The following is a 23,819-nucleotide window of genomic DNA, read 5'->3' on the forward strand; positions in this document are numbered from 1 at the left end:
GGCCTCAATATGCCATGAGTATTGGCAATCCCGTGAGGGCAGTCAAAGGGACATTGCGGCTGACGGTACTTTGCGGCGTTGAGGGAGCCAGGGGCGGGGGATGTTGGCGGGTGCGAGGGGAAATGGAAGGCGGTCAATCAGGCGAGTGACGGGGACGGGGAGGGGCTGCGTTTTTCGCCTCCCTGGAAGCCCAGGGAAGCGAGCGCTGCGGCCTTTACCCGGCTGGTACCTGGTTTGGGTTGTCTCTCTGGGCGTTTGACATGGATTGAGACAGCGACGCGATTACGCTCGTTGCCACTCCTATAGCTTGCATCCCACCTCCTATCACCACCGGGGCGAGGGTTGTGGCCAGGGGGATAACTGCAGCTGCTGCACCTACTCCTGCGATTGCCATGATTACACTCTCCAACATCAATCAAGAGGGACATTCCTCCTGCCGCCTGGGTGGTCACTGCGTGTCGTTGAGTTCCATGGAGCTTTGCCTGCCCTTGCGCTTGAACCAACGGCCACAAAAAAGCCCGGCACAGGGCCGGGCTTTTTCTACTGCAAGGGTTGCTTAGGCAGTGAAGGTCTTGCCTTCGAACTGCTCAGCCACGAACTTCCAGTTGACCAGGTTCCAGAACGCTTCCACATACTTTGGACGCACGTTGCGGTAGTCGATGTAGTAGGCGTGTTCCCAGACGTCGCAGGTCAGCAGCGGGGTGTCGCCGTTGGTCAGCGGGTTGCCGGCGCCGATGGTGCTGGCCAGGGCCAGGGAACCGTCAGCCTTTTTCACCAGCCAGCCCCAACCGGAACCGAAGGTGCCGACGGACGTCTTGGTGAACTCTTCCTTGAACTTGTCGAACGAACCGAAGGCTGCGTTGATGGCTTCAGCCAGTGCGCCGGTCGGTTGGCCACCGGCGTTTGGCGCCAGGCAGTTCCAGTAGAAGGTGTGGTTCCAGACCTGAGCGGCGTTGTTGAAGATGCCGCCCGAAGAGGATTTGACGATCTCTTCCAGGGTCTTGCCTTCGAACTCGGTGCCAGGCACCAGGTTGTTCAGGTTCACGACATAGGTGTTGTGGTGCTTGTCGTGGTGGTATTCCAAGGTTTCCTTGGAGATGTGCGGCTGCAGGGCATCGTGTGCGTAGGGCAGCGGCGGCAATTCGAAAGCCATGATGATTCTCCTAATCAGGTCAGTTGCGGTGAGCGCAAGGCCGATCACGGGCGGCCAAACAAGCGCCGGGGAGTTTGTACTCTTTGCGGCGCAGGGTCCGGATCATAGCACCGGGGGTGCGGCAAAACCACGCAACAACTGTGTGGGATAGAGGTTCCAGAGCGTTTTGGAATATTCCTCAAGCGCTGATCAATTGGTAGGCCACGCTGAACATCATCACCGCCACCAACAGGTCCAGCAGACGCCACGTCGCCGGGCGTGCCAGCCATGGCGCCAACCAGGCCGCGCCGAGTGCCAGCGTGGCGAACCACAGGAATGAAGCACTGGCGGCGCCGGCCACGTAGGCGCCCGGTTCGGTTTGTTGAGCGCCCAATGAGCCGATCAGCAGCACCGTGTCCAGGTACACGTGGGGGTTGAGCAATGTCACGGCCAGGGCGCTGAGCAATACCGCGCGTAACGAGCGCATCTTGACGTGATTGCCTTGCTCCAGGCTTTGCCTGGAAAACGCCCGACGCAGCGCCAATGTGCCGTACCACAACAGGAATGCCGCGCCGCCCCAGCGGGCGATGGCCAGCAGCAGCGGGTTTTGCGCGAGCACCGTGGCCAGGCCGAAGACACCGGCCGCAACCAGGATGGCATCGCACACGATGCAGAGCGCTGCTACGGGCAGGTGATGTTCGCGGCGCAGGCTTTGCGCGAGGACAAAGGCGTTCTGCGTCCCGATCGCCATGATCAGGCCGAGCGCCACCAACAGGCCATTCAGATAGCTTTGCCACATACGCTTTACTCCGCGTCCGTCGCCAACTGGCGCAGTACATTCATGGCGCGCTCGGCATCCGCGCGGCCGACAAACAGGTGATCGTGGTAGTAGCCGGCGATCACGTTGCAACTGATCCCGGCCTTGCCCAGGGCGCTGGCAAACGCGGCAGTCAGGCCCACGGCTTCGAGCGCCGAGTGCACATTCAAGGTGATCCACGCCGCCACATAGTCGAAGGCCAATCCAGCCGTTTCGGCCTGCTGGCGTTCCAGGATCAGCGTCAGGCCTTCCTGCTCGCGGAAGCTGCCGATCACCTCGCAACCCGCGGGGATGCGGTGATCGGGCAAGGTGCAGAACACGTAGTCACCCTCGTTCAGGTGCGGGCTCATGCTGCGCAACAGTGTTGCCAGGGCGGTTTCGCCGGCCATGGGAGGTTTCCTTATAAAGAGGGAAGCGATGCTGGCTATTCTCATGGCGCAGGCTGTATAAGAAAAACCAATATTGCTGATCGCTCATTAGAGAAACTGATGTTCGACTATAAATTGCTCTCCGCCCTGGCGGCGGTGGTGGAACAGGCCGGCTTCGAGCGCGGCGCACAAGTGCTGGGGCTGTCGCAGTCAGCGATTTCCCAGCGGATCAAATTGCTTGAGGCACGCATCGGCCAGCCGGTGCTGGTACGGGCCACGCCGCCGACGCCCACGGATGTCGGGCGGCGGCTGCTCAACCATGTGCAGCAGGTGCGGCTGCTGGAGCGCGATCTGCAGAGCCAGGTGCCGGCGCTGGACGAGGAGGGCATGCCCGAACGTCTGCGCATCGCGCTGAATGCCGACAGCCTGGCGACCTGGTGGGCCGAGGCGGTCAGCGGGTTTTGTGCCGAGCAGCACTTGTTGCTGGACCTGGTGGTGGAAGACCAGACCGTCGGCCTCAAGCGCATGCGTGCCGGCGAAGTGGCCGCCTGCATCTGCGCCAGCGAGCGCCCGGTGGCCGGTGCGCGCAGCCTGTTGCTCGGTGCCATGCGCTATCGGGCGTTGGCCAGCCCGGCATTTATTGCGCGGCATTTTCCTGCGGGCGTACGCGCCGACCAGTTGGCGCGCACGCCCGCGCTGGTGTTTGGCCCGGATGATTTTTTGCAGCATCGCTACCTGGCGTCCCTCGGTGTGGACGGCGGTTTCGAACACCATTTATGCCCCTCGTCCGAAGGCTTTATCCGCCTCACTGAAGCCGGGCTTGGCTGGGGCCTGGTGCCGGAATTGCAGGTGCGCGACCAGTTGGAACGGGGCGTGCTGGTGGAGTTATTGCCAGATAAGCCCATTGATGTGCCGTTGTACTGGCATCATTGGCGCAGTGGCGGGCAGCTGTTGGGCCTGCTGACTGACCATCTGGCCCAGGCATGTGGGCAATGGTTGGTGCCCTATCAGCAGTAGCTGGCGTCAAGTTGCAAGCTGCAAGAGAAAAGCTTGCAGATCGTATTTAATTTGCAACTGATAGCTTGAAGCTTGCAGTTGCATCCGTAGGAGGCTCCATGAAAGTTCTGGTCACCGGCGCAAGCGGCTTCATCGGCGGGCGCTTTGCGCGTTTCGCCCTGGAGCAGGGCCTGGACGTGCGGGTCAACGGGCGACGCGCCGAGGGTGTGGAACACCTGGTCAGGCGCGGCGCCGAGTTTATCCAGGGTGATTTGAATGATGCCGACCTGGTGCGCGACCTGTGCCGCGATGTCGAAGCCGTGGTGCATTGCGCCGGCGCCGTCGGGCTGTGGGGCAAATATCAGGATTTTCACCAGGGCAATGTGCTGGTCACGGAAAACGTGGTCGAGGCGTGCCTCAAGCAACAGGTCGGGCGCCTGGTGCACCTGTCCTCGCCGTCGATCTACTTCGATGGGCGCGACCATCTCGGGCTGACCGAAGAGCAAGTGCCCAAGCGCTTCAAGCATCCGTATGCCGCGACCAAATACCTGGCGGAGCAAAAAGTCTTCGGTGCCCAAGAATTCGGCCTCGAAGTCATCGCGCTGCGCCCGCGTTTTGTGACCGGCGCCGGCGACATGAGCATTTTCCCGCGCCTGCTGAAAATGCAGCGCAAGAACCGCCTGGCCATCGTCGGCGACGGCCTCAACAAGGTCGATTTCACCAGCGTACACAACCTCAACGAAGCGCTGCTTGGCAGTTTGCTCGCGCCCGGTTCGGCGTTGGGCAGGGCCTACAACATCAGCAACGGCACTCCGGTGCCGGTGTGGGATGTGGTGAATTACGTCATGCGCCAAATGCAGTTGCCCCAAGTGACGCGTTATCGCTCCTACGGCCTGTCCTACAGCGTCGCCGCGCTCAATGAAGCCTTCTGCGCGATGTGGCCGGGTCGACCGGAACCGGCGTTGTCGCGCTTGGGCATGCAGGTCATGAACAAAGATTTCACCCTCGACATCAGCCGCGCCAGGCATTATCTGGACTACGAGCCCAAGGTCAGCCTGTGGACTGCCCTCGACGAGTTCTGCAGCTGGTGGAAGGCCCAGGAACCGGGGTTGAAGTAAGCTCACAACCAGCAACACATCGGGAACCGAATTCGTGGTTCCGGGTCGATCAGTGCGGCGGGCCTGCGGTTTATACTCCCCACGCTCGGCTCCCCCGCTAGCCACCTCACCGATTCAGGGTTGATTCATGCGCAACGATGCCAACGACGACTTCGACAACGTTCCCAGCCTGCGGGCCGATCACGGGGATGACGATGATTTCGAACCGACTCCCGCCACTTCGGTGCGCTCGCGCAACACGCCCGTGGTCAAGGTCAAGAGCGCCAGCACCGGCCCGTTGTGGGCATTGATCGGCGCCCTGCTGATCGCCTTCGCCGGCCTGGCGTGGTGGAGCTTCCAGCAGATCTCATTGATGGGCCAGCAACTGGTAGCCACCCAGGAAAGCTTTGCGCGCATCAGCGAAGAAGCCGCAGGGCGGCTGCAGGATATTTCCGGCAAGGTCGTGGCCAGCGAGGCCAGCGTGAACAACGGCAGCGAAGCGCTCAAATTGCAGATCAAGCAGCTGGAAACCCAGTTGCTGGAGCAGGGCAAGCAGCAAGTGGGCGTGGCCGGCCAGGCCACCGAGCTGGACAAACGCCTGGCACAGATGACCGCGAGCACCACCGACCTGTCCAACGCCAACACCCGGCTGCAAGGCCAGGTGCAAGCGCTGACCGACGCAGTGGCGACGCTCAAGGCGGCGCAGGGCGATGCCGGCAAGCGTGATGCCGAAATCAAGGAGCTCGCTGCGGACGTCGCGGCGCTGAAAAAGCAGGGCAACCCGAGCGCCGCCATCGCGCGTATCGAGCAGGACCTGGTGGTGCTCAAGAGTGCCCAGGACAATCAGCCGGCCAACAGCGATGCGCCGACCAATAAAGAGTTCGACGTGTTCCGCATCCAGACCACGCGCAACATCACCACCCTGCAGAGCCAGGTGCAGAACCTGAACCAGCGCCTCAACGCGCCGGCGACTGCCACACCGCTCGGCCAGTAAAGACCACCAGGGCTGGTCGGTTGTGAAGCGGTTAAAACTGTAGGAACGGGCTTGCCAGCGATGGCGGTGCACCAGGGACCCGCCACCCTGCAGGCTACCCGGTCCCCACCGTCCATGCATGGGCTGATGGCTACCTCCGTAAATGTCACCACTTGGTGACATTTCCCTTCCCCTTCGTTACTTGCCCGTCCTTCACCCTTGTTTAGACTCCGGTCATCCCACAAAAAACAATAAGGGCCACCCATGACCACGCAACCACTGCCTGCCAGCAGTTGGCTGAATGCACCTGCCCATCACGCCTGGCTTGCCGCTGAAGGCCAGCGCCTGCTGACATTCGCCAAGGCCTCTCGCCTGCCCGAGGGTTTTGGCAACCTGGACGACAACGGCCAACTGCCGGCCAACGCCCACGCCGAAACCATGAACACCGCGCGCATGACCCACAGCTTCGCCATGGCCCATGCCCAGGGCCTGCCGGGCTATGCCGAACTCGTCGAGCACGGTGTCGCGGCCCTGAGCGGCCCGCTGCGCGACAGCGAGCACGGTGGCTGGTTCGCAGCGCCCGGTGCCCTCGATGGCAACCGTGGCAAGGCCGCCTACCTGCATGCGTTTGTCGCCCTGGCCGCCAGCTCGGCGGTGGTGGCCGGTGCTCCGGGTGCACAGACCTTGTTGAACGACGCGATCCACATCATCGAGCAGTTTTTCTGGAGCGAAGAAGAGGGCGTGATGCTCGAGTCCTTCGCCCAGGACTGGAGCGGTGTCGAAGCCTACCGCGGCGCCAACAGCAACATGCACGCCACCGAGGCCTTTCTCGCCCTGGCCGATGTCACCGGCGACACCCGCTGGCTTGACCGCGCCTTGCGCATCGTCGAGCGGGTTATCCACACCCACGCCGCCGGCAACCAGTTCATGGTCATCGAGCATTTCGACGCGCATTGGCAAGCGTTGCTCGGCTACAACGAAGACAACCCCGCCGATGGCTTCCGCCCCTACGGCATCACTCCCGGCCATGGTTTTGAATGGGCGCGGCTGGTGCTGCACCTGGAAGCTGCACGCCTGTTGGCCGGGCTGGCCACGCCGGACTGGCTGGTGAGCGATGCCAGGGGGCTGTTCGCCAGCGCCTGCGAATATGCCTGGGCCGTGGATGGCGCGCCGGGCATCGTCTACACCCTGGACTGGAACCTGCGCCCGGTGGTGCGCGAACGCCTGCACTGGACCCACGCCGAAGCCAGCGCGGCCGCCCAGGCCTTGCTCAAGCGCACGGGCGAACTGCATTTCGAAATCTGGTACCGACGTTTCTGGGAATTTTGCGAAACCCACTTCATCGACCGTGTCCACGGCAGTTGGCACCACGAACTCAACCCGCATAACCAACCCAGCAGCACGATCTGGGGCGGCAAGCCGGACCTGTACCATGCCTGGCAAGCGGTATTGCTGCCTGCGCTCCCGTTGGCGCCAAGCATGGCCAGTGCCATCGGGGCTGGGCGCTATGTCACCAAGTGGTGACATTTGTCCATCCCTTTGTTACCTGCGTTTAAAACATCCATGTTTAAACTCCGTGCAGCGCAAGCTCTAGACTTGCATGCATAACAACAAGAAAAGGTACTCAGATGAACGCGATTAATCGCCTCGCCGTAGCTATTTCCGTTGCCTCGTTGTTTCCCCTCAGTGCTTTTGCCGCCGACTCGAAAGGGACGGTTGAAGTTGTGCATTGGTGGACCTCGGGCGGTGAGAAAGCGGCTGTAGATGTCCTGAAGGCCCAAGTCGAGAAAGACGGTTTCACCTGGAAAGACGGTGCCGTTGCAGGTGGCGGTGGCGCCACGGCCATGACCGTGCTGAAAAGCCGCGCGGTTGCCGGCAACCCTCCAGGCGTCGCCCAGATCAAAGGTCCGGATATCCAGGAATGGGCCTCCACCGGTCTGCTCGACACCGACGTGCTCAAAGACGTCGCCAAAGAAGAGAAGTGGGACTCGCTGCTCGACAAGAAAGTCTCGGATACCGTGAAGTACGAAGGTGACTACGTCGCCGTCCCGGTCAACATCCACCGCGTGAACTGGCTGTGGATCAACCCGGAAGTCTTCAAGAAAGCCGGTATCACCAAAAACCCGACCACCCTCGAAGAATTCTATGCCGCCGGCGACAAGCTGAAGAAAGCCGGCTTCATTCCGCTCGCCCACGGTGGCCAACCGTGGCAGGACAGCACCGTGTTCGAAGCGGTAGTCCTGTCGGTGATGGGCGCCGATGGCTACAAGAAAGCCCTGGTTGACCTCGACAACGGCGCCCTGACCGGCCCGGAAATGGTCAAGGCCCTGACCGAGCTGAAGAAAGTCGCGACCTACATGGACGTCGACGGCAAAGGCCAGGACTGGAACCTGGAGGCGGGCAAGGTCATCAACGGCAAGGCCGGCATGCAGATCATGGGTGACTGGGCCAAGTCCGAATGGACCGCGGCCAAGAAAGTCGCCGGCAAGGACTATGAGTGCGTAGCCTTCCCAGGCACCGACAAGGCCTTCACCTACAACATCGACTCCCTGGCGGTGTTCAAGCAGAAAGACAAAGGCACTGCTGCCGGCCAGCAGGACATCGCCAAAGTCGTGCTGGGTGAAAACTTCCAGAAAGTCTTCAGCATCAACAAGGGCTCGATCCCTGTTCGTACCGACATGCTCAATGAAATGGACAAGCTCGGCTTCGACTCCTGCGCCCAGACCGCTGCCAAGGACTTCCTGGCAGACGCCAAGACCGGCGGCCTGCAGCCAAGCATGGCGCACAACATGGCCACTACCCTGGCCGTGCAAGGCGCGTTCTTTGATGTCGTGACCAACTACATCAACGACCCGAAAGCCGACCCGGCCGACACCGCCAAGAAGTTGGGTGCTGCGATCAAGTCAGCCAAGTAAGGCCTGGGAGCGGTTTTGTGGGAGTCGGGCTTGCCCGCGATGCAGGCAACTCGGTGTATCGGTTACACCGAGGTGATGCTATCGCAGGCAAGCCAGCTCCCACACAAACCGCGCTCGACAAGAGACTCACCCTGTAGTCCTTTTTCCCTGTATTGGATTTCCCCATGAGTTCTGTTGCTGTGTTCAGCAAAGCCTCGCCGTTCGATGCACTGCAGCGCTGGCTACCCAAACTGGTGCTGGCGCCCAGCATGTTCATCGTGCTGGTGGGCTTCTACGGCTACATCCTGTGGACGTTTGTACTCTCGTTCACCAATTCCACGTTCCTGCCGAGCTACAAATGGGCGGGCCTTGCGCAGTACGCGCGGTTGTTCGACAACGACCGCTGGTGGGTAGCGAGCAAGAACCTGGCTGTTTTCGGCGGGATGTTTATCGGCATCACCCTGGTGATCGGCGTGACCCTGGCGATTTTCCTCGACCAGAAGATCCGTCGCGAAGGCTTTATCCGCACCATCTACCTGTACCCGATGGCGCTCTCGATGATCGTCACCGGTACCGCCTGGAAATGGCTGCTCAACCCGGGCATGGGCCTGGACAAACTCCTGCGTGACTGGGGCTGGGAAGGTTTCCGCCTGGACTGGCTGATCGACCCGGACCGCGTGGTCTATTGCCTGGTCATCGCGGCCGTGTGGCAAGCCTCCGGTTTCATCATGGCGATGTTCCTCGCCGGCCTGCGCGGCGTTGATCAATCGATCATCCGTGCCGCGCAGATCGACGGCGCGAGCCTGCCGCGCATCTACTGGAGCGTGGTGCTGCCCAGCCTGCGTCCGGTGTTCTTCAGTGCGGTGATGATCCTGGCGCACATTGCGATCAAGAGCTTCGACCTGGTGGCGGCCATGACGGCCGGCGGCCCGGGCTACTCGTCCGACCTGCCGGCGATGTTCATGTACTCGTTCACCTTCAGCCGCGGCCAGATGGGCATGGGCTCGGCCAGTGCAATCCTGATGCTCGGTGCGATCCTCGCGATCATCGTGCCTTACCTCTACTCCGAGCTGAGGACCAAGCGTAATGACTAGTCTCGCTTCCAAACCTGCCATCAGCCTGAGCCGCATCGCGATCTACGCGGTGCTGATCTTCGCCGTGCTGCTGTACCTGGTACCGCTGGTGGTGATGCTGCTGACCAGCTTCAAGACCCCGGAAGACATCAGCACCGGCAACCTGCTGAGCTGGCCGACCGTGGTCACCGGTATCGGCTGGGTCAAGGCCTGGGCCACGGTGGACGGTTACTTCTGGAACTCGATCAAGATCACCGTGCCTGCCGTGCTGATCTCCACCGCCATCGGTGCGTTGAACGGCTACGTGCTGTCCTTCTGGCGGTTCAAGGGGTCGCAGCTGTTCTTCGGCCTGCTGTTGTTCGGCTGCTTCCTGCCGTTCCAGACCGTGCTGCTGCCGGCGTCGTTCACCCTCGGCAAGATGGGCCTGGCCAGCACCACCACCGGCCTGGTGTTTGTCCACGTGGTCTACGGATTGGCGTTTACTACACTGTTCTTCCGTAACTACTACGTGAGCATTCCGGATGCGCTGATCAAGGCCGCACGCCTGGATGGTGCGGGATTCTTCACCATCTTCCGTCAGATCATTCTGCCGATGTCGACCCCGATCATCATGGTCTGCCTGATCTGGCAGTTCACCCAGATCTGGAACGACTTCCTGTTCGGTGTGGTGTTCTCCAGCGGCGACTCCCAGCCCATCACGGTGGCGCTGAACAACCTGGTCAACACCAGCACCGGGGCCAAGGAATATAACGTGGATATGGCGGCGGCGATGATCGCCGGGCTGCCGACCCTGCTGGTCTATGTGATCGCAGGCAAGTATTTCGTGCGCGGCCTCACGGCCGGCGCGGTCAAGGGGTAATCATGGCTACGCTTGAACTTCGCAATGTAAACAAGACCTATGGCGCCGGCCTGCCCGACACCTTGAAGAACATCGAACTGTCGATCAAGGAAGGCGAATTCCTGATCCTGGTCGGCCCTTCGGGTTGCGGCAAATCCACGCTGATGAACTGCATCGCCGGCCTTGAGACCATCACCGGCGGCGCGATCATGATCGGCGACCAGGATGTGAGTGGCATGAGCCCCAAGGATCGCGACATCGCCATGGTGTTCCAGTCCTACGCGCTGTACCCGACCATGAGCGTGCGCGAGAACATCGAGTTCGGCCTGAAAATCCGCAAGATGCCCCAGGCGGATATCGACGCTGAAGTGGCGCGCGTGGCCAAGCTGCTGCAGATCGAACACTTGCTCAACCGCAAGCCGGGCCAACTGTCCGGCGGCCAGCAACAGCGCGTGGCGATGGGCCGTGCCCTGGCGCGTCGGCCGAAGATCTACCTGTTCGACGAACCGCTGTCCAACCTCGACGCCAAGCTGCGCGTCGAGATGCGCACCGAAATGAAACTGATGCACCAGCGCCTCAAGACCACCACGGTCTACGTGACCCACGACCAGATCGAAGCAATGACCCTGGGCGACAAGGTCGCGGTGATGAAGGACGGCATCATCCAGCAGTTCGGCACGCCGAAAGAGATCTACAACAACCCGGCCAACCAGTTCGTGGCGAGCTTCATCGGTTCACCGCCGATGAACTTCGTGCCCCTGCGCCTGCAACGCAAGGACGGTCGCCTGGTAGCCCTGCTCGACAGCGGCCAGGCCCGTTGCGAGCTGGCGCTCAACGTGACGGATGCCGGCCTGGAAGACCGCGACGTGATCCTGGGCTTGCGTCCGGAGCAGATCATGTTGGCGGCGGGCGAGGGCGACGCTGCCTCGAGCATTCGTGCCGAAGTCCAGGTGACCGAGCCGACCGGCCCGGACACCCTGGTGTTCGTGCAACTCAATGACACCAAGGTCTGCTGCCGCCTGGCGCCCGACGTGGCGCCGCAGGTGGGCGAGACCCTGACCCTGCAATTCGATCCGGCCAAGGTATTGCTGTTCGATGCCAAGACGGGCGAGCGCCTGGGCACTGCTGCTGCGTTGCCAGCACAGGGGCATGCCGACAACGTGGCCCAGTTCAAGGGTCGATGAAAAATATAAGTTGTTGTTTTTGTTAAAAAAAGTAAACCGCGTTAGATAAAAACAGTTTAATAACAATAAAGACGAGGATGTAGGGATGAAAAAGCAGCACAACAACACTCGGCTGATCTGCCAACTGTCAGCAGCAGCAGCCCTTGTATTGTCCGCCAATGCGATGGCGGCCGATGCATTCAGCGCCGATTCCAAGTGGATGACCGGTGATTGGGGCGGTGAACGTACCAAGCTGATCGAGCAAGGTATCGACATCAAGGCGGATTACGTAGGGGAAGTCGGTGGCAACCTGCACGGTGGCTACAACAACGACAAAACTGCCCGTTACGCTGACCAGTTCGGTCTGGGCGTAGCACTGGATCTGCAAAAGCTGTGGGGCTGGGATAACACCCAGGCCAAGATCCAACTGACCAATCGTAATGGCTACAACATCTCCAATGACCGCATTGGCGATCCGCGTGCCGGCACCTTGAGTTCGTCTCAAGAAGTGTATGGCCGTGGCCACATGGTGCGTCTGACCCAGTTCTGGATCCAGCACCAGATGTTCGACAACAAGCTGGATGTGAAGCTCGGTTACTTCGGTGAAGGCGAAGACTTCAACACCTTCCCATGCGACTTCCAGAACCTGTCGTTCTGTGGCTCCCAGGTCGGTAACTATGTGAACACCTGGTACAACTGGCCCGTCAGCCAGGCTGCGATCCGCGTGAAGTACAACATCACGCCTGAGCTGTATGCACAAATCGGTGCCTACAACCAGAACCCATCGCAGCTGGACCACGGCAACGGCTTCAAACTCAGCGGCAGCGGCACCAAGGGCACCGTGATTCCGGTGGAATTGGTCTGGTCGCCTAAGGTCAATAACCTGCCGGGCGAATACCGTGTGGGTTACTACAAAAGCGCCGCCGATGCGCCGGATGTCCGTGAAGACATCAATGGCAACGACGCTGCAACTACTGGCCAGCCGTACCGTACCCGCAGCAGCAAGAAAGGCTACTGGTTCGTTGCGCAACAGCAACTCACCACCCATAACGGCGACGCCTCCCGTGGCCTGAACATCGCGGCCAACGCGACCTTCCACGACAAGGAAACCAACCTGGTCGATAACTACCAGTCGATCATGCTGGTGTACAAGGGCCCATTCGACGCGCGTCCAAAAGATGACGTCGGCATTGGCGCTGCGCGTCTGCACGTCAACAGTGACGTGAAGAAAAACGCCGAGCTGCTGAACGAAGACGGTGGTTTCACCGACTACAGCCAGGCCGGTTACTCGCCACTGCGGACCACCGAGTACAACTACGAAATCAACTACGGCTTCCACGTGACCAACTGGCTGACCGTGCGTCCCAACCTGCAATACGTTGCCCACCCGGGTGGCGTGGACAAAGTCGACAACGCGTTGGTAGCCGGCCTGAAAATCCAGTCTACGTTCTAACGCTGTTGCGATAAGCTCCTTCTCTCTGTGCGCATTTTGCGGGTAGCCATGGCTATCCGCTTTTTTTTGGGAGATGGCACCTGTAGGCGCCGGCAAGCCAGCGCCTACAGGCAAGGGCGCATTTCAGACATGATTTTCAGGACCGTGGCACATGCATGAGCATCCGCTGCAACGTTTTTTCAAATCCCTGCGCGAACGTCCGGTGTTCGCCTGGGAGCGCTTTCAGATGCGCGACGTGTTGGTGATCGACCATCCGCTGTGCCAGGCGGTGTTCAGTCGCCAGGGCGCGCAGCTGTTGCATTTTCAGCCGCGCGGGCAGAAGCCCTGGCTGTGGTGCGCGGCCAAGTGGCCGCAAGTCGGTGCCATCCGTGGTGGTGTGCCGGTGTGCTGGCCCTGGTATGGCCGGCATCCCAGTGAGAACGCGTGGCCGTCCCATGGCTGGGCGCGGTTGATCGACTGGAAACTGCTCGACAGCAGCACCGACGACGACGGCGTGCGCCTGCACTGGCAATTGCAGTTGTGCGACTGGCAGGTCGACCTGCACGCGCACCTGGGCGACACCCTGGAACTGCGCCTGAGCACCGAGCATCAGGACGAACTGCCGTGCCAGCTGAGCCATGCTTTGCATGCTTACTGGCGTATTGGTCACGTCGACGAGATAGCGCTGTCTGGGCTCGACGGTGCGCACGGTTACGACCAACTCAATCGCCAGGTGTGCCAGCAGGAGGGCGAGTTGCGCGTGGAGGGCGGATGCCAACGGGTGTTTCAGCACGAGGGCGAATTGCACCTCAAGGACCACGCCTGGCAGCGCGAACTGTGCATCGACACCGGCGACAGCGCCGACACCGTGGTCTGGCACCCAGGCAGCCGGCCGCTGCTGGGGGTGAGCTTCAATGAGGCGGCGGGGTTTGTGTGTGTGGAGTCGGCAATGGCCGGGGCCAGCCTGGCGCCGGGGGAGCGGGCGCATTTGAGCCTGCAGGCCAGGGCTGGGGCCTGAAGTGAGTGCGGGTGTGTTTGTGGTGAGCTGACTAATTGTGGTGAACAGGTTTTTTAAGGTGAGCGTGCCTGTAGTGGTGAACAGGCTTCTTGTGGTGAGCGCGCTTGTTGTGGTGAGCGGGCTTGCACCCGCGTTGGGGCGCGAAGCGGCCCTAAAACCTGAGAACCTGATCTACCTGAAGGATCGCGGTGGTCTTGCTGGGGCTGCTGCGCAGCCCAACGCGGGGCAAGCCCGCTCGCCACAAGGAGCCCACATGCCACAGCAGTCCCACATGCCACAAGAAGCTCACATGCCACAGCAGTCCCACATGGCACAAGAAGCTCACATGCCACAGCGGTCCCACATGGCACAAGAAGCCCGCATGCCACAACAATCCCGCTGGTGCAGGCCTTAGTTGAACTCATCCCCCACCGGATACCGGCTGTCATTCAAGCTTTCTTTGATCTTGCGCAGGTGCGGTTGGAAATCCACCCCGCGACGCAAGGTCATGCCAGTAGCCAGCACATCCAGCACGGTCAACTGAATGATGCGCGACGTCATCGGCATGTAGATGTCGGTGTCTTCCGGCAGGGGAATGTTCAGGCTCACCGTACTGGCCTTGGCCAGGGGCGAGTTCTCGGCCGTCACGCCCAGCACCGAAGCGCCGTTTTCGCGGGCGATACGCGCCACTTCCACCAGCTCGCGGGTGCGCCCGGTGTAGGAAATGATCACGAACAGCTCGCCTGTGTGCGCCACCGAGGCGATCATGCGTTGCATCAGCACGTCGGCATGGGCGGTAACGGCCAGGTTGAAGCGGAAAAACTTGTGCAGCGCATCCATGGCCACCGGCGCCGAAGCGCCCAGGCCGAAGAAGTGGATCTGCCGCGCCTGGATCAACAAATCCACGGCCTTGCTGATCAGGGCCGGGTCCAGCGCCTGGCAGGCGCTGTCCAGGGACGCAATGGCACTGCCAAAGATCTTCTGGGTGTAGGCCTCAGGGTTATCATCGGCCTCCACGGCGCGGCTGACGTAGGCCGCGCCGCTGGCCAGGCTTTGCGCCAGTTGCAATTTAAGTTCAGGGTAACCACTGACGCCGAATGAACGGCAGAAGCGGTTGACCGTCGGTTCACTGACCGAGGCGGCCTGGGCGAGGGCTGCGATCGAGAAGCGGGTGGCCTGCTGCGGGTTGAGCAGGATGACTTCAGCGACTTTACGCTCGGCCTTGTTCAATTCTTCGAGGCGGTTCCGGATCTGTTCCAGAAGATTTCGCACGCGGTCCATTCAGTCTTTCCTTCGGGCGACGATGCAAATAAAGGGTGGCAACCAATCGACGAGTGGCCCTTTGCGGTGGCCTATCCTACTGAGGGTAGCTGAACACCACCACTCGGAATGCGTATTTCGGGAAAATGTTGTGGTTATTACTACATTTTTCCTTGAGTGATGCCTTGAAAAAAGGTATTTGTAGCTTAACTTGATAAAAGAACAAACATCATGCCTTCGATAACCGTAGAACCCTGCACCTTTGCCCTGTTTGGCGCCTTGGGTGATCTGGCGCTGCGCAAGTTATTTCCTGCCCTCTATCAACTCGATGGCGCCGCGCTCCTGCACGACGATACGCGCATCCTGGCCCTGGCCCGTGAAGCCGGTTCCGAGCAGCAGCACCTGGCCCACATCGAAAAAGAATTGCGTAAATATGTCGGCAAGGAACTGGACGAGAGCATCGCCCAGCGTTTCCTGGCGCGCCTGACCTATGTCCACGTCGACTTCATGAAGGCCGACGACTACGTGGCCCTGGCTGAAATCGCCGGCACCGAGCAGCGCCTGATTGCCTACTTCGCCACCCCGGCAGCGGTGTATGGCGCGATCTGCGAGAACCTGTCCAAGGTCGGCCTGGCGGAAAACACCCGCGTGGTGCTGGAAAAGCCGATCGGGTCGGACCTGGAGTCTTCGCGCAAGGTCAACGATGCCGTGGCGCAGTTTTTCCCGGAAAACCGCACCTATCGCATCGACCATTACCTGGGCAAGGAAACCGTCCAGAACCTGATCGCCCTGCGTTTCGCCAACAGCCTGTTCGAAACCCAGTGGAACCAGAACTACATCTCCCACGTGGAAATCACCGTGGCCGAGCAGGTCGGTATCGAAGGCCGTTGGGGTTACTTCGACAAGGCCGGCCAGCTGCGTGACATGATCCAGAACCACTTGCTGCAGCTGCTGTGCCTGATCGCCATGGATCCGCCGGCCGACCTGTCTGCCGACAGCATCCGTGACGAGAAGGTCAAGGTGCTCAAGGCCCTCGCGCCGATCAGCCCGGATGGCCTGACGACTCAGGTGGTACGTGGCCAGTACATCGCCGGCTACAGCGCGGGCAAAGCAGTGCCGGGTTACCTGGAAGAAGAGAATTCCAACACCCAGAGCGACACCGAGACCTTCGTCGCCCTGCGTGCCGATATACGCAACTGGCGTTGGGCCGGCGTGCCGTTCTACCTGCGCACCGGCAAACGCATGCCGCAGAAGCTGTCGCAGATCGTCATCCACTTCAAGGAACCGTCCCACTACATCTTCGCCCCCGAGCAGCGCCTGCAGATCAGCAACAAACTGATCATCCGCCTGCAGCCGGACGAAGGTATTTCCTTGCGTGTGATGACCAAGGAGCAGGGCCTGGACAAGGGCATGCAACTGCGCAGCGGCCCGCTGCAATTGAATTTTTCCGACACCTATCGCAGCGCCCGGATTCCGGATGCCTACGAGCGGTTGTTGCTGGAAGTGATGCGCGGCAATCAGAACCTGTTTGTCCGCAAAGATGAAATCGAAGCCGCGTGGAAGTGGTGTGACCAGTTGATCGCCGGGTGGAAAAAATCCGGCGATGCGCCCAAGCCGTACGCGGCTGGGTCCTGGGGGCCGATGAGCTCGATTGCACTGATCACGCGGGACGGGAGGTCGTGGTATGGCGATATCTGAATTGAAACTGCCTCAGGGCGTGACACCCCATGAGTTCCGCACCCCAGTGCTGCTGGCCGAAGGCCTGGCGCTGGACGTGGCCGAGCAACTGCGCGCGGCCATCAGTGCACGTGGCGCGGCGACCCTGGTGGTCTCCGGTGGCCGCAGCCCGGTGGCATTTTTCCAGTACCTGGCCAAGCAGGGACTGGACTGGTCCAAGGTCACCATCACCCTCGCCGATGAGCGCTGGGTGCCGGTGGAGCACGCCGACAGCAATGCCGGCCTGTTGAAGCAGCACCTGCTGCAAGGCCCGGCGGCCAAGGCCAGGTTCCTCAGCCTGTACAGCGCCGCCGCCAACCTCGAAGACGCTGCCGAGCAGGCCGATCGCCTGCTGGCCGAATTGCCAGCGATTGATGTGCTGGTACTGGGCATGGGCGATGACGGCCACACCGCATCGCTGTTTCCCAACAGCCCGAACCTCAGCGAGGCCCTGCAGGCCAACGGTACCCGCCGTTGCTGGCCGATGCTCGCGCCGACCGTGCCGCACCAGCGCCTGACCATGAGTCGCGCGTTGCTGGCCACGGCCCACTACACCGTACTGTCGATTTCCGGCAGTTCGAAATTGACCACCTTGAGCGCCGCGCTGGCCAGTGACGACGTTGCTGCCATGCCGATTCGCGCGTTTTTGCAACCTACATTAGAGATTTACTGGTGCCCATGAGCCAAGGATCAGCCGCTATGAAAAGCCCTCAACCGACCGTGTCCATGGCGGATAAAGTTGCCCTGATCGACAGTCTCTGCGCCAAGGCGCGGATCCTGCCGGTGATCACCATCGCCCGCGAACAGGACATCCTCCCGCTGGCCGATGCCTTGGCAGCCGGTGGTTTGACCGCATTGGAAGTGACCCTGCGTTCCGAGTTCGGCCTCAAGGCCATCCAGGTACTGCGCGAGCAACGTCCTGAGTTGTGCACCGGTGCTGGCACCGTGCTCGACCGCCATATGCTCGAAGCGGCCGAAGTGGCCGGCTCGCAATTCATCGTCACTCCCGGCATCACCCGTGACCTGCTGGAAGCCTCGGTGCACAGCCCGATCCCGCTGCTGCCGGGCATCAGCAATGCCTCCGGGATCATGGAAGGCTATGGCCTGGGCTATCGCCGCTTCAAGCTGTTCCCGGCCGAAGTGAGCGGCGGTGTGGCTGCCATCAAGGCCTTGGGCGGCCCGTTCGGCGAAGTGAAATTCTGCCCGACCGGCGGCGTCGGCCCGGCCAACATCAAAAACTACATGGCGTTGAAAAACGTGATGTGCGTGGGCGGTAGCTGGATGCTCGACCCGGAGTGGGTCAAGAACGGCGACTGGGCGCGTATCCAGGAAGTCACCGCGCAGGCGCTGGCGCTGCTGGATTGATCTGATTCATCGAATCGTTGTTGCTGTGCTTAACGGCATTTTTGCGGTGCACTTGGTCGGTGTACCGCTTTTTTTTGCCTGCAGATTGGCTCCTACAGTGTGTCCAGCTCGGTAATGGCGTTGACCAGCACATTGATGTCCGCCGCCGACGTCACCAGCCCCGGCGTGACCCGGATGCAGGTACCAAACGCCGCGCCCGTGCGAGTGGTGGTAAACAGGCCGTAGTCCTGGAGCAATCGATCCGCCATCACCTGCTGGTCCCGCCCGACAAACTTGAAGGCCGTGATCCCGCAATACAGCCGTGGATCATCCGGTGTCAGCACCTCGATTCCCGGCAATGGCCGCACCTGGCTCACCCATAAATCCCGCAGGTAATTGACCCGCGCGCCCTTGGCCGCCGAGCCGCCGAGGGCCTGATGTTCCTGCAGCACCAGCGGCAGGGTCATCAGCGCCGGAAAGTTCGGCGTGCTGTAGGGCGTACGCGCGCGAATGTCGGTGGCGGGGTAGTGGAATTCGCCCATGTCCGGGTCGATATCGGCCAGGCGCTCGGGGGCGATGTAGAGGAAGCCCAGCGTCAGTGGCGCACCGATCCATTTATGCAGGTTGAAGCCGGCGAACTGGATGCCCAGTTGGGCGAGGTTGAACTCGATCTGGCCCAGGGCATGGGCGCCATCGAGGATCACATCGACCGCATGCTCGCGCGCCGCCTTGGCAATGGCTTCGACCGGCATCACCAGGCCGGTGCGGTGGGTGACGTGGGTGAGCGCCATCAGTTTGAGGCGCGGATACTGCTCGAACGCTTGGCGATACGTCTGCAGCAGACTGTCGAAACTGGCCGGATGGGTGTGGGAAAGCTCGATTACCTCCACGCCGCGGTAGCCGGCCAACCAGCGCATCGCGCCTTTGACCGTGTCGTACTCCAGGTCACTGATCAGGACCTGGTCGCCCGGTTGCAGGCGGTTGTAGTTGCGGATCAACGACTGCAAGGCTTCGGTGGCGTTGCGGGTGAAGGCGATTGCCTCCGGGGCGGCGTCAATCAACCCGGCCAGTTGGCGCCGGATCTCGTCGTTCTCACCGCGCTCGAAGCGTTGGCGCACATGCAGCGAATTGCTGCGATTGATAAACGCCACGTGCTCCAGGTACTGCCCCCGCACCTCGCGGCTCATGCGCCCGAAGTAGCCGTTTTCCAGGTTGATCGGACCGGGCTCCAGCTCGTAGCGCTGGGCGATGGTGTGCCAATGGTGTTCGTTGTCGGCATTCCTTGGCATGGCGAGGCTCTTAGTGGCGAGGGGCGGGTTTGCCGTGTTTGGCGCGCAGCGGTTCGAGCAATTCGGACAGGCCGTTGTGGTCGATTTCCTGCATCAAGGCCAGCAGCCCGCCCAGTTCGCCGTGGGGAAAGCCTTCACGGGCGAACCAATTCAGGTAGGGGCCTGGCAGGTCGGCGATGATCCGGCCCTTGTATTTGCCGAAGGGCATTTCGCGGGTGATCAGCAGTTCGAGTTTTTCGGGATTCATGGGATCGGCGCGGCGTAAGTCGAGACCTTGGAAAATACAGGCATTCTGCATGAAGGCCAAATGACAGATCATGCAAATAACGTACATACAGATGGTTCAATAATTTTCAACTTATTGAAAATAAAGGGAAAAGTTATTTTTCATAACCTGGCACGGGCGCTGCAATCATTTATGCAACCTTCTTAAACCCGCACAAGGAAATGGAAAATGACTGACATCAATAAAGAATCGATCTCCGTACTCAACGACCTGATCGAGACCAGCAAAGACGGCCAGAAAGGTTTCGCAACTTGTGCCGAAGACATCAAGCACCCAGAACTCAAAGCGCTGTTCGTCAAGCGCTCCGCTGATTGCGCTGCTGCTGCTGCAGAACTGCAGACTGCAGTGAAAGCCCTGGGCGGCGATCCGGAAAAATCCGGCAGCGTTGCCGGCGCCCTGCACCGTGGCTGGGTCGACGTGAAGTCGCTGGTCACCGGCAAAGACGAAGAAGCCGTGCTGAACGAAGCCGAGCGCGGTGAAGACCACGCACTGAAGGCTTACAAGGAAGCGATCGAGAAGATCAACAAGCACAACCTGCTGGGTATTCGTGACCTGGTAGAGCGTCAGTTCCACGGCGCACAGCGCAACCACGACCAGGTGAAAGCCCTGCGTAACCAGGCTCGCGCTCAGTCGTAAGCCCTGCGCTGTACAGGCTGTAAAAAAATGTGGGAGGGGGCTTTTGCCCCCTCCCACATTTGCATTGTGTCGACGTTGTAACGGCTATCAGCCAATGCTGATCGGCGGCAACTCAGTCAAGGTCACGACCTGCTGCTTGCGTGGCGCGAGGATCTCCGCCTCACCGTCCACCACCAACTCATCGCGCTGGTTGAACACACGGGTGGCGATGCGCACGCGAAACTTTGGCAGCTTCTCGAGAATTTCCAGACGCACGGTCAGGGTGTCGCCGATTTTCACCGGCTTCTGAAAGCTCATCTGCTGGCCGATGTAGATCGTGCCGGGCCCAGGCAGCTCGCAGGCCACCGCCGCGCTGATCAGCGCGCCACTGAACATACCGTGGGCAATGCGCTCCTTGAACATGGTCGCCTTGGCGTACTCGGCATCCAGGTGCACCGGGTTGTGGTCGCCGGACATCGCGGCGAACAGCTGGATATCGCGCTCTTCGACGGTCTTGCTGTAGCTGGCGGTCTGGCCGACTTCGAGGGCTTCGTACGGGGTGTTGGTTACCTGGGTCATCTAAAGGTGCATCCTGTGGCTAATCGGTAATTTAACTTTCTGATTTTAAACGAAAAATTATTCGCAGCGGGTCGGTCGACGCAAGGTCAGGGCCTGGTCGAGCCACGTCAGCACATCCGCGGTGACTTGGTCGCGGTTGGTTTCGTTGAACACTTCGTGTCGCGCCTGCGGGTAAATGATCAGGTGCAGGTTCTGGCTGCCGGCCTCTCGCAGGGCTTGGGCCAGGCTGTTGAGACGCTTGCCCTCACTCACCGGATCACATTCGCCGCCGATCACCAGGATCGGCAGGCCCGGATCGATCTGCGCGAGATTGGACGCTTTGCTGATTTGCTGCAAGCCGCCGAGCAGGTCGATCCACAGCTGGTTGGTGCAGCGGAAGCCGCAGAGCGGGTCGTTGATGTAGAGGTCGACTTCAGCCGGGTCGCGGCTGAGCCAGTCAAATGCAGTGCGATTGGGTTTGAACGCCTTGTTGAACGATCCAAACGAGAGGAAATCGATCAGCGCACTGCGACCGCGCAACCCCTGGCGCAGGCGTTCGATGCGGGCGATCACCCGGGCGGCGCGGTACAGCGCCACCGGTTGGAAATTTGAACCGCTGAGAATCACCCCATTCAGGCTGGCGCTGTGATGCAGCAAGTAGGCCTGGGCGATGTAGCTGCCCATGCTGTGGCCCAGCAGGAGGATCGGCAGCCCCGGCTGCTGCTGGCCGATGTGCTGGTTGAGGCTGGCCAGGTCGCCGACCACTTTGTTCCAGCCATCGCGCTCGGCGAACAGCCCCAGGGTGCCTGCGTCGGCGGTGCGGCCGTGGCCACGCTGGTCCAGCGCATACAGGCCGTAGCCGGCGGCGCACAAGGCTGCGGCCAGGCGCGCATAACGACCGCTGTGCTCGGCCATGCCATGGGACAGCATCACCAGGGCCTTGGGCGGGCCTTCGGGCATCCATTGATTGACGTACAGGCGGCTGCGGTCATTCGCGGTCAGCCAGAAGGTGCTGTGGTTCATGGCGATTCCTTTGCTCAGGGTCGTTGCAGTGTATAGCTCATCCTCGAGGTTGCGTCTGATCAGTGCAGGCCCTTGTAGGAAGATTCACGCAATTAATGACGCTCTTTCCCTTATTTGCCTGTTTAGCCATAGCTGCTAACGTCCCCAAAGCTCCGCTTTCTATCGCAACACGAAAGTGGCCGGACACACTCAGGTAAGAGGACAAGAATAATGCAACCTGATTTCTGGAATGACAAACGCGCGGCGGGCGTCCCCAATGACATCGACCTGACGGCCTACAAGTCGGTGATCGAAGTCTTCGAGCGTTCCTGCAAGGCCTTTGCCGACCGTCCGGCATTCAGCAACATGGGCATCACCCTGACCTACGCCGAGCTTGAGCGCCAGAGTGCGGCGTTCGCCGGCTACCTGCAACAGCACACCGATCTCAAGCCGGGCGAGCGCATCGCGGTACAGATGCCCAACGTGCTGCATTATCCGATTGCCGTGTTCGGTGCGTTGCGCGCCGGGCTGATCGTGGTCAACACCAACCCGCTGTATACCCCGCGCGAGATGCGCCACCAGTTCAAGGACGCCGGCGTGCGCGCGCTGGTCTACCTCAACCTGTTCGGTTCGCGCGTGCAGGAAGTGTGCAGCGACACCGAGATCGACTACCTGATCGAAGCCCGGATGGGCGACTTCATGCCCGCCGCCAAGGGCTGGCTGGTCAACACCGTGGTCGACAAGGTGAAGAAGATGGTCCCGGCCTACAGCCTGCCACGCGCGGTGTCGTTCAAGCGCGCGTTGCGCCTGGGTGCCGGCCTGGGGGTGACCCGGCATCCGGTGACCCTCGATGACATCGCCGTGCTGCAGTACACCGGTGGCACCACCGGGTTGGCCAAGGGCGCGATGCTCACCCATGGCAACCTGGTGGCGAACATGCAGCAGGTGCGCGCCTGCATGTCGCAGACCGGCGAGGACGGCCATCCGCTGATCAAGGAAGGGCAGGAGGTGATGATCGCGCCGCTGCCGCTGTACCACATCTATGCCTTCACCGCGAATTGCATGTGCATGATGGTGTCGGGCAACCATAACGTGCTGATCACCAACCCGCGCGACATCGGCGGCTTTATCAAGGAACTGAAGAACTGGCGCTTTACCGGGCTGCTGGGGCTGAACACGCTGTTCGTGGCGTTGATGGACCACCCGGACTTCAAGAGCCTGGACTTTTCCCATCTCAAGCTCACCAACTCCGGCGGCACCGCGTTGATCAAGGCGACGGCCGAGCGCTGGCAGCAGCTCACCGGTTGCGCCATCGGCGAGGGCTACGGGCTCACGGAAACCTCACCGGTGGCCAGCACCAACCCGTATGGCAATAAATCCCGCCTGGGCACCGTGGGCATCCCGGTGCCGGCCACGGCAATGAAAGTGATCGATGACCAGGGCGTCGAATTGCCGCTGGGCGAGCGCGGCGAGCTGTGCATCAAGGGCCCGCAGGTGATGAAGGGCTATTGGCAGCAACCGGCCGCCACCGCCGAGGCGCTGGACGCCGAGGGTTGGCTCAAGACCGGCGACATTGCGGTGATCGATGACGACGGCTTTGTGCGCATTGTCGATCGCAAGAAAGACCTGATCATCGTCTCGGGTTTCAACGTGTACCCCAACGAGATCGAAGACGTGGTCATGGCCCACCCGGCGGTGGCCAACTGTGCCGTGATCGGCGTGCCGGACGAACGCACGGGCGAGGCGGTGAAGCTGTTCGTGGTGGCGCGTGCCGAAGGGGTGAGCCTCGAGGAGTTGAAGGCGTACTGCAAGACCAACTTCACCGGCTACAAGGTGCCCAAGCACATTGTGCTGCGGGAGTCGTTGCCGATGACGCCGGTGGGCAAGATCCTGCGGCGGGAGCTGCGCGACATCGCCTGACGATGAATTGAAATGCAATCAAAAATGTGGGAGCGGGCTTGCTCGCGAA

General features: G+C 61.1%; 23 protein-coding genes. 15 read left to right on the forward strand and 8 right to left on the reverse strand.

Going from position 1 to position 23,819, the window contains the following annotated elements; translation table 11 throughout:
* Window positions 1-556: 556 nt before the first annotated feature.
* The 3 genes from BBG20_RS27235 to BBG20_RS27245 all read right to left on the reverse strand — a co-directional run bounded on the left by BBG20_RS27235 (window position 557) and on the right by BBG20_RS27245 (window position 2,338).
* Window positions 557-1,153: a superoxide dismutase gene (locus tag BBG20_RS27235; protein WP_003175739.1), complete on the reverse strand. Its 597-nt coding sequence runs from the start codon at window positions 1,151-1,153 to the stop codon at window positions 557-559.
* 178 nt (window positions 1,154-1,331) lie between these two features.
* Window positions 1,332-1,931 carry a LysE/ArgO family amino acid transporter gene (locus tag BBG20_RS27240; RefSeq protein ID WP_065908966.1) on the reverse strand — a complete coding sequence of 200 codons (600 nt, stop codon included), beginning with the start codon at window positions 1,929-1,931 and terminating at the stop codon, window positions 1,332-1,334.
* Between the two features lie 5 nt (window positions 1,932-1,936).
* On the reverse strand, window positions 1,937-2,338 hold the full coding sequence (locus BBG20_RS27245; RefSeq protein WP_065908968.1) for an ACT domain-containing protein: 402 nt from the start codon (window positions 2,336-2,338) through the stop codon (window positions 1,937-1,939).
* Between the two features lie 99 nt (window positions 2,339-2,437).
* Here BBG20_RS27245 and BBG20_RS27250 point away from each other — a divergent pair, with 99 nt between their 5' ends.
* The 10 genes from BBG20_RS27250 (at window position 2,438) to BBG20_RS27295 (ending at window position 13,801) form a co-directional block, all read left to right on the forward strand.
* Window positions 2,438-3,334: a LysR family transcriptional regulator ArgP gene (locus BBG20_RS27250; protein ID WP_065908971.1), complete on the forward strand. Its 897-nt coding sequence runs from the start codon at window positions 2,438-2,440 to the stop codon at window positions 3,332-3,334.
* A 98-nt stretch (window positions 3,335-3,432) separates the two neighbouring features.
* Window positions 3,433-4,431, forward strand: a complete 999-nt coding sequence (locus BBG20_RS27255; RefSeq protein ID WP_065908975.1) for an NAD-dependent epimerase/dehydratase family protein — start codon at window positions 3,433-3,435, stop codon at window positions 4,429-4,431.
* A 127-nt stretch (window positions 4,432-4,558) separates the two neighbouring features.
* Window positions 4,559-5,404 carry an ATPase gene (locus tag BBG20_RS27260; protein ID WP_065908979.1) on the forward strand — a complete coding sequence of 282 codons (846 nt, stop codon included), beginning with the start codon at window positions 4,559-4,561 and terminating at the stop codon, window positions 5,402-5,404.
* A 243-nt stretch (window positions 5,405-5,647) separates the two neighbouring features.
* The gene (locus BBG20_RS27265) at window positions 5,648-6,907 is read left to right on the forward strand and encodes a D-mannose isomerase (protein WP_065908982.1); all 1,260 of its coding nucleotides are present in this window, start codon (window positions 5,648-5,650) and stop codon (window positions 6,905-6,907) included.
* A 104-nt stretch (window positions 6,908-7,011) separates the two neighbouring features.
* Window positions 7,012-8,298, forward strand: a complete 1,287-nt coding sequence (locus BBG20_RS27270) for an ABC transporter substrate-binding protein (protein ID WP_065908985.1) — start codon at window positions 7,012-7,014, stop codon at window positions 8,296-8,298.
* 164 nt (window positions 8,299-8,462) lie between these two features.
* Window positions 8,463-9,371 carry a carbohydrate ABC transporter permease gene (locus BBG20_RS27275; protein ID WP_017253695.1) on the forward strand — a complete coding sequence of 303 codons (909 nt, stop codon included), beginning with the start codon at window positions 8,463-8,465 and terminating at the stop codon, window positions 9,369-9,371.
* Window positions 9,364-10,209: a carbohydrate ABC transporter permease gene (locus BBG20_RS27280; protein WP_065908987.1), complete on the forward strand. Its 846-nt coding sequence runs from the start codon at window positions 9,364-9,366 to the stop codon at window positions 10,207-10,209. Before BBG20_RS27275 ends, BBG20_RS27280 begins: the two co-directional genes overlap by 8 nt.
* A gap of 2 nt (window positions 10,210-10,211) precedes the next feature.
* Window positions 10,212-11,372 (forward strand): ABC transporter ATP-binding protein, encoded by a 1,161-nt coding sequence (locus BBG20_RS27285; RefSeq protein WP_065908991.1) that lies wholly within the window; start codon window positions 10,212-10,214, stop codon window positions 11,370-11,372.
* 85 nt (window positions 11,373-11,457) lie between these two features.
* Window positions 11,458-12,804, forward strand: a complete 1,347-nt coding sequence (locus BBG20_RS27290; protein WP_065909006.1) for a carbohydrate porin — start codon at window positions 11,458-11,460, stop codon at window positions 12,802-12,804.
* A 151-nt stretch (window positions 12,805-12,955) separates the two neighbouring features.
* Window positions 12,956-13,801: a D-hexose-6-phosphate mutarotase gene (locus BBG20_RS27295; RefSeq protein WP_065909008.1), complete on the forward strand. Its 846-nt coding sequence runs from the start codon at window positions 12,956-12,958 to the stop codon at window positions 13,799-13,801.
* A 390-nt stretch (window positions 13,802-14,191) separates the two neighbouring features.
* Here the strand turns inward: BBG20_RS27295 and BBG20_RS27300 are convergent, their stop codons facing one another.
* The gene (locus BBG20_RS27300; protein WP_169856377.1) at window positions 14,192-15,052 is read right to left on the reverse strand and encodes a MurR/RpiR family transcriptional regulator; all 861 of its coding nucleotides are present in this window, start codon (window positions 15,050-15,052) and stop codon (window positions 14,192-14,194) included.
* A gap of 219 nt (window positions 15,053-15,271) precedes the next feature.
* Here BBG20_RS27300 and zwf point away from each other — a divergent pair, with 219 nt between their 5' ends.
* The 3 genes from zwf to BBG20_RS27315 are packed head-to-tail and all read left to right on the forward strand — an operon-like array spanning window position 15,272 to window position 18,121.
* Window positions 15,272-16,738, forward strand: coding sequence for a glucose-6-phosphate dehydrogenase (gene zwf, locus BBG20_RS27305; RefSeq protein WP_065909010.1), 1,467 nt, complete (start codon window positions 15,272-15,274; stop codon window positions 16,736-16,738).
* Window positions 16,725-17,438: a 6-phosphogluconolactonase gene (gene pgl / locus BBG20_RS27310; protein WP_065909011.1), complete on the forward strand. Its 714-nt coding sequence runs from the start codon at window positions 16,725-16,727 to the stop codon at window positions 17,436-17,438. The genes zwf and pgl overlap by 14 nt, the downstream gene beginning before the upstream one ends.
* A gap of 17 nt (window positions 17,439-17,455) precedes the next feature.
* A complete protein-coding gene (locus tag BBG20_RS27315) occupies window positions 17,456-18,121 on the forward strand; it encodes a bifunctional 4-hydroxy-2-oxoglutarate aldolase/2-dehydro-3-deoxy-phosphogluconate aldolase (RefSeq protein ID WP_026013852.1) in 666 nt (221 codons plus the stop codon).
* Window positions 18,122-18,213: 92 nt separating this feature from the next.
* Here BBG20_RS27315 and BBG20_RS27320 read toward each other — a convergent pair whose 3' ends face one another.
* Together BBG20_RS27320 and BBG20_RS27325 are read right to left on the reverse strand one after the other, a co-directional pair.
* Complete coding sequence (locus BBG20_RS27320) at window positions 18,214-19,389, reverse strand: aminotransferase class V-fold PLP-dependent enzyme (RefSeq protein ID WP_065909013.1); 1,176 nt, start codon at window positions 19,387-19,389, stop codon at window positions 18,214-18,216.
* Between the two features lie 10 nt (window positions 19,390-19,399).
* Window positions 19,400-19,636, reverse strand: coding sequence for a DUF3820 family protein (locus BBG20_RS27325; RefSeq protein WP_003213031.1), 237 nt, complete (start codon window positions 19,634-19,636; stop codon window positions 19,400-19,402).
* A 207-nt stretch (window positions 19,637-19,843) separates the two neighbouring features.
* Between BBG20_RS27325 and BBG20_RS27330 the strand changes: the two genes are divergently transcribed.
* Complete coding sequence (locus BBG20_RS27330) at window positions 19,844-20,311, forward strand: ferritin-like domain-containing protein (RefSeq protein WP_065909014.1); 468 nt, start codon at window positions 19,844-19,846, stop codon at window positions 20,309-20,311.
* Between the two features lie 87 nt (window positions 20,312-20,398).
* Here the strand turns inward: BBG20_RS27330 and BBG20_RS27335 are convergent, their stop codons facing one another.
* A complete protein-coding gene (locus tag BBG20_RS27335) occupies window positions 20,399-20,869 on the reverse strand; it encodes a MaoC family dehydratase (RefSeq protein ID WP_003175719.1) in 471 nt (156 codons plus the stop codon).
* Between the two features lie 57 nt (window positions 20,870-20,926).
* Window positions 20,927-21,871 carry an alpha/beta hydrolase gene (locus tag BBG20_RS27340; protein ID WP_065909017.1) on the reverse strand — a complete coding sequence of 315 codons (945 nt, stop codon included), beginning with the start codon at window positions 21,869-21,871 and terminating at the stop codon, window positions 20,927-20,929.
* 210 nt (window positions 21,872-22,081) lie between these two features.
* Between BBG20_RS27340 and fadD2 the strand changes: the two genes are divergently transcribed.
* Window positions 22,082-23,770 carry a long-chain-fatty-acid--CoA ligase FadD2 gene (fadD2, locus tag BBG20_RS27345; protein ID WP_065909020.1) on the forward strand — a complete coding sequence of 563 codons (1,689 nt, stop codon included), beginning with the start codon at window positions 22,082-22,084 and terminating at the stop codon, window positions 23,768-23,770.
* The last annotated feature ends 49 nt before the right edge of the window (window positions 23,771-23,819 follow it).

The organism is Pseudomonas aylmerensis (genome assembly GCF_001702265.1).
Classification (GTDB): domain Bacteria; phylum Pseudomonadota; class Gammaproteobacteria; order Pseudomonadales; family Pseudomonadaceae; genus Aquipseudomonas; species Aquipseudomonas aylmerensis.

What these genes read in the sequence shown, in the direction of transcription:
- BBG20_RS27235 (WP_003175739.1), bottom strand. Translation starts at nt 1,153, where the DNA reads ATGGCTTTCGAATTGCCGCCGCTGCCCTACGCACACGATGCCCTGCAG.
- BBG20_RS27240 (WP_065908966.1), bottom strand. Translation starts at nt 1,931, where the DNA reads ATGTGGCAAAGCTATCTGAATGGCCTGTTGGTGGCGCTCGGCCTGATC.
- BBG20_RS27245 (WP_065908968.1), bottom strand. Translation starts at nt 2,338, where the DNA reads ATGGCCGGCGAAACCGCCCTGGCAACACTGTTGCGCAGCATGAGCCCG.
- BBG20_RS27250 (WP_065908971.1), top strand. Translation starts at nt 2,438, where the DNA reads ATGTTCGACTATAAATTGCTCTCCGCCCTGGCGGCGGTGGTGGAACAG.
- BBG20_RS27255 (WP_065908975.1), top strand. Translation starts at nt 3,433, where the DNA reads ATGAAAGTTCTGGTCACCGGCGCAAGCGGCTTCATCGGCGGGCGCTTT.
- BBG20_RS27260 (WP_065908979.1), top strand. Translation starts at nt 4,559, where the DNA reads ATGCGCAACGATGCCAACGACGACTTCGACAACGTTCCCAGCCTGCGG.
- BBG20_RS27265 (WP_065908982.1), top strand. Translation starts at nt 5,648, where the DNA reads ATGACCACGCAACCACTGCCTGCCAGCAGTTGGCTGAATGCACCTGCC.
- BBG20_RS27270 (WP_065908985.1), top strand. Translation starts at nt 7,012, where the DNA reads ATGAACGCGATTAATCGCCTCGCCGTAGCTATTTCCGTTGCCTCGTTG.
- BBG20_RS27275 (WP_017253695.1), top strand. Translation starts at nt 8,463, where the DNA reads ATGAGTTCTGTTGCTGTGTTCAGCAAAGCCTCGCCGTTCGATGCACTG.
- BBG20_RS27280 (WP_065908987.1), top strand. Translation starts at nt 9,364, where the DNA reads ATGACTAGTCTCGCTTCCAAACCTGCCATCAGCCTGAGCCGCATCGCG.
- BBG20_RS27285 (WP_065908991.1), top strand. Translation starts at nt 10,212, where the DNA reads ATGGCTACGCTTGAACTTCGCAATGTAAACAAGACCTATGGCGCCGGC.
- BBG20_RS27290 (WP_065909006.1), top strand. Translation starts at nt 11,458, where the DNA reads ATGAAAAAGCAGCACAACAACACTCGGCTGATCTGCCAACTGTCAGCA.
- BBG20_RS27295 (WP_065909008.1), top strand. Translation starts at nt 12,956, where the DNA reads ATGCATGAGCATCCGCTGCAACGTTTTTTCAAATCCCTGCGCGAACGT.
- zwf (WP_065909010.1), top strand. Translation starts at nt 15,272, where the DNA reads ATGCCTTCGATAACCGTAGAACCCTGCACCTTTGCCCTGTTTGGCGCC.
- pgl (WP_065909011.1), top strand. Translation starts at nt 16,725, where the DNA reads ATGGCGATATCTGAATTGAAACTGCCTCAGGGCGTGACACCCCATGAG.
- BBG20_RS27315 (WP_026013852.1), top strand. Translation starts at nt 17,456, where the DNA reads ATGAAAAGCCCTCAACCGACCGTGTCCATGGCGGATAAAGTTGCCCTG.
- BBG20_RS27320 (WP_065909013.1), bottom strand. Translation starts at nt 19,389, where the DNA reads ATGCCAAGGAATGCCGACAACGAACACCATTGGCACACCATCGCCCAG.
- BBG20_RS27325 (WP_003213031.1), bottom strand. Translation starts at nt 19,636, where the DNA reads ATGAATCCCGAAAAACTCGAACTGCTGATCACCCGCGAAATGCCCTTC.
- BBG20_RS27330 (WP_065909014.1), top strand. Translation starts at nt 19,844, where the DNA reads ATGACTGACATCAATAAAGAATCGATCTCCGTACTCAACGACCTGATC.
- BBG20_RS27335 (WP_003175719.1), bottom strand. Translation starts at nt 20,869, where the DNA reads ATGACCCAGGTAACCAACACCCCGTACGAAGCCCTCGAAGTCGGCCAG.
- BBG20_RS27340 (WP_065909017.1), bottom strand. Translation starts at nt 21,871, where the DNA reads ATGAACCACAGCACCTTCTGGCTGACCGCGAATGACCGCAGCCGCCTG.
- fadD2 (WP_065909020.1), top strand. Translation starts at nt 22,082, where the DNA reads ATGCAACCTGATTTCTGGAATGACAAACGCGCGGCGGGCGTCCCCAAT.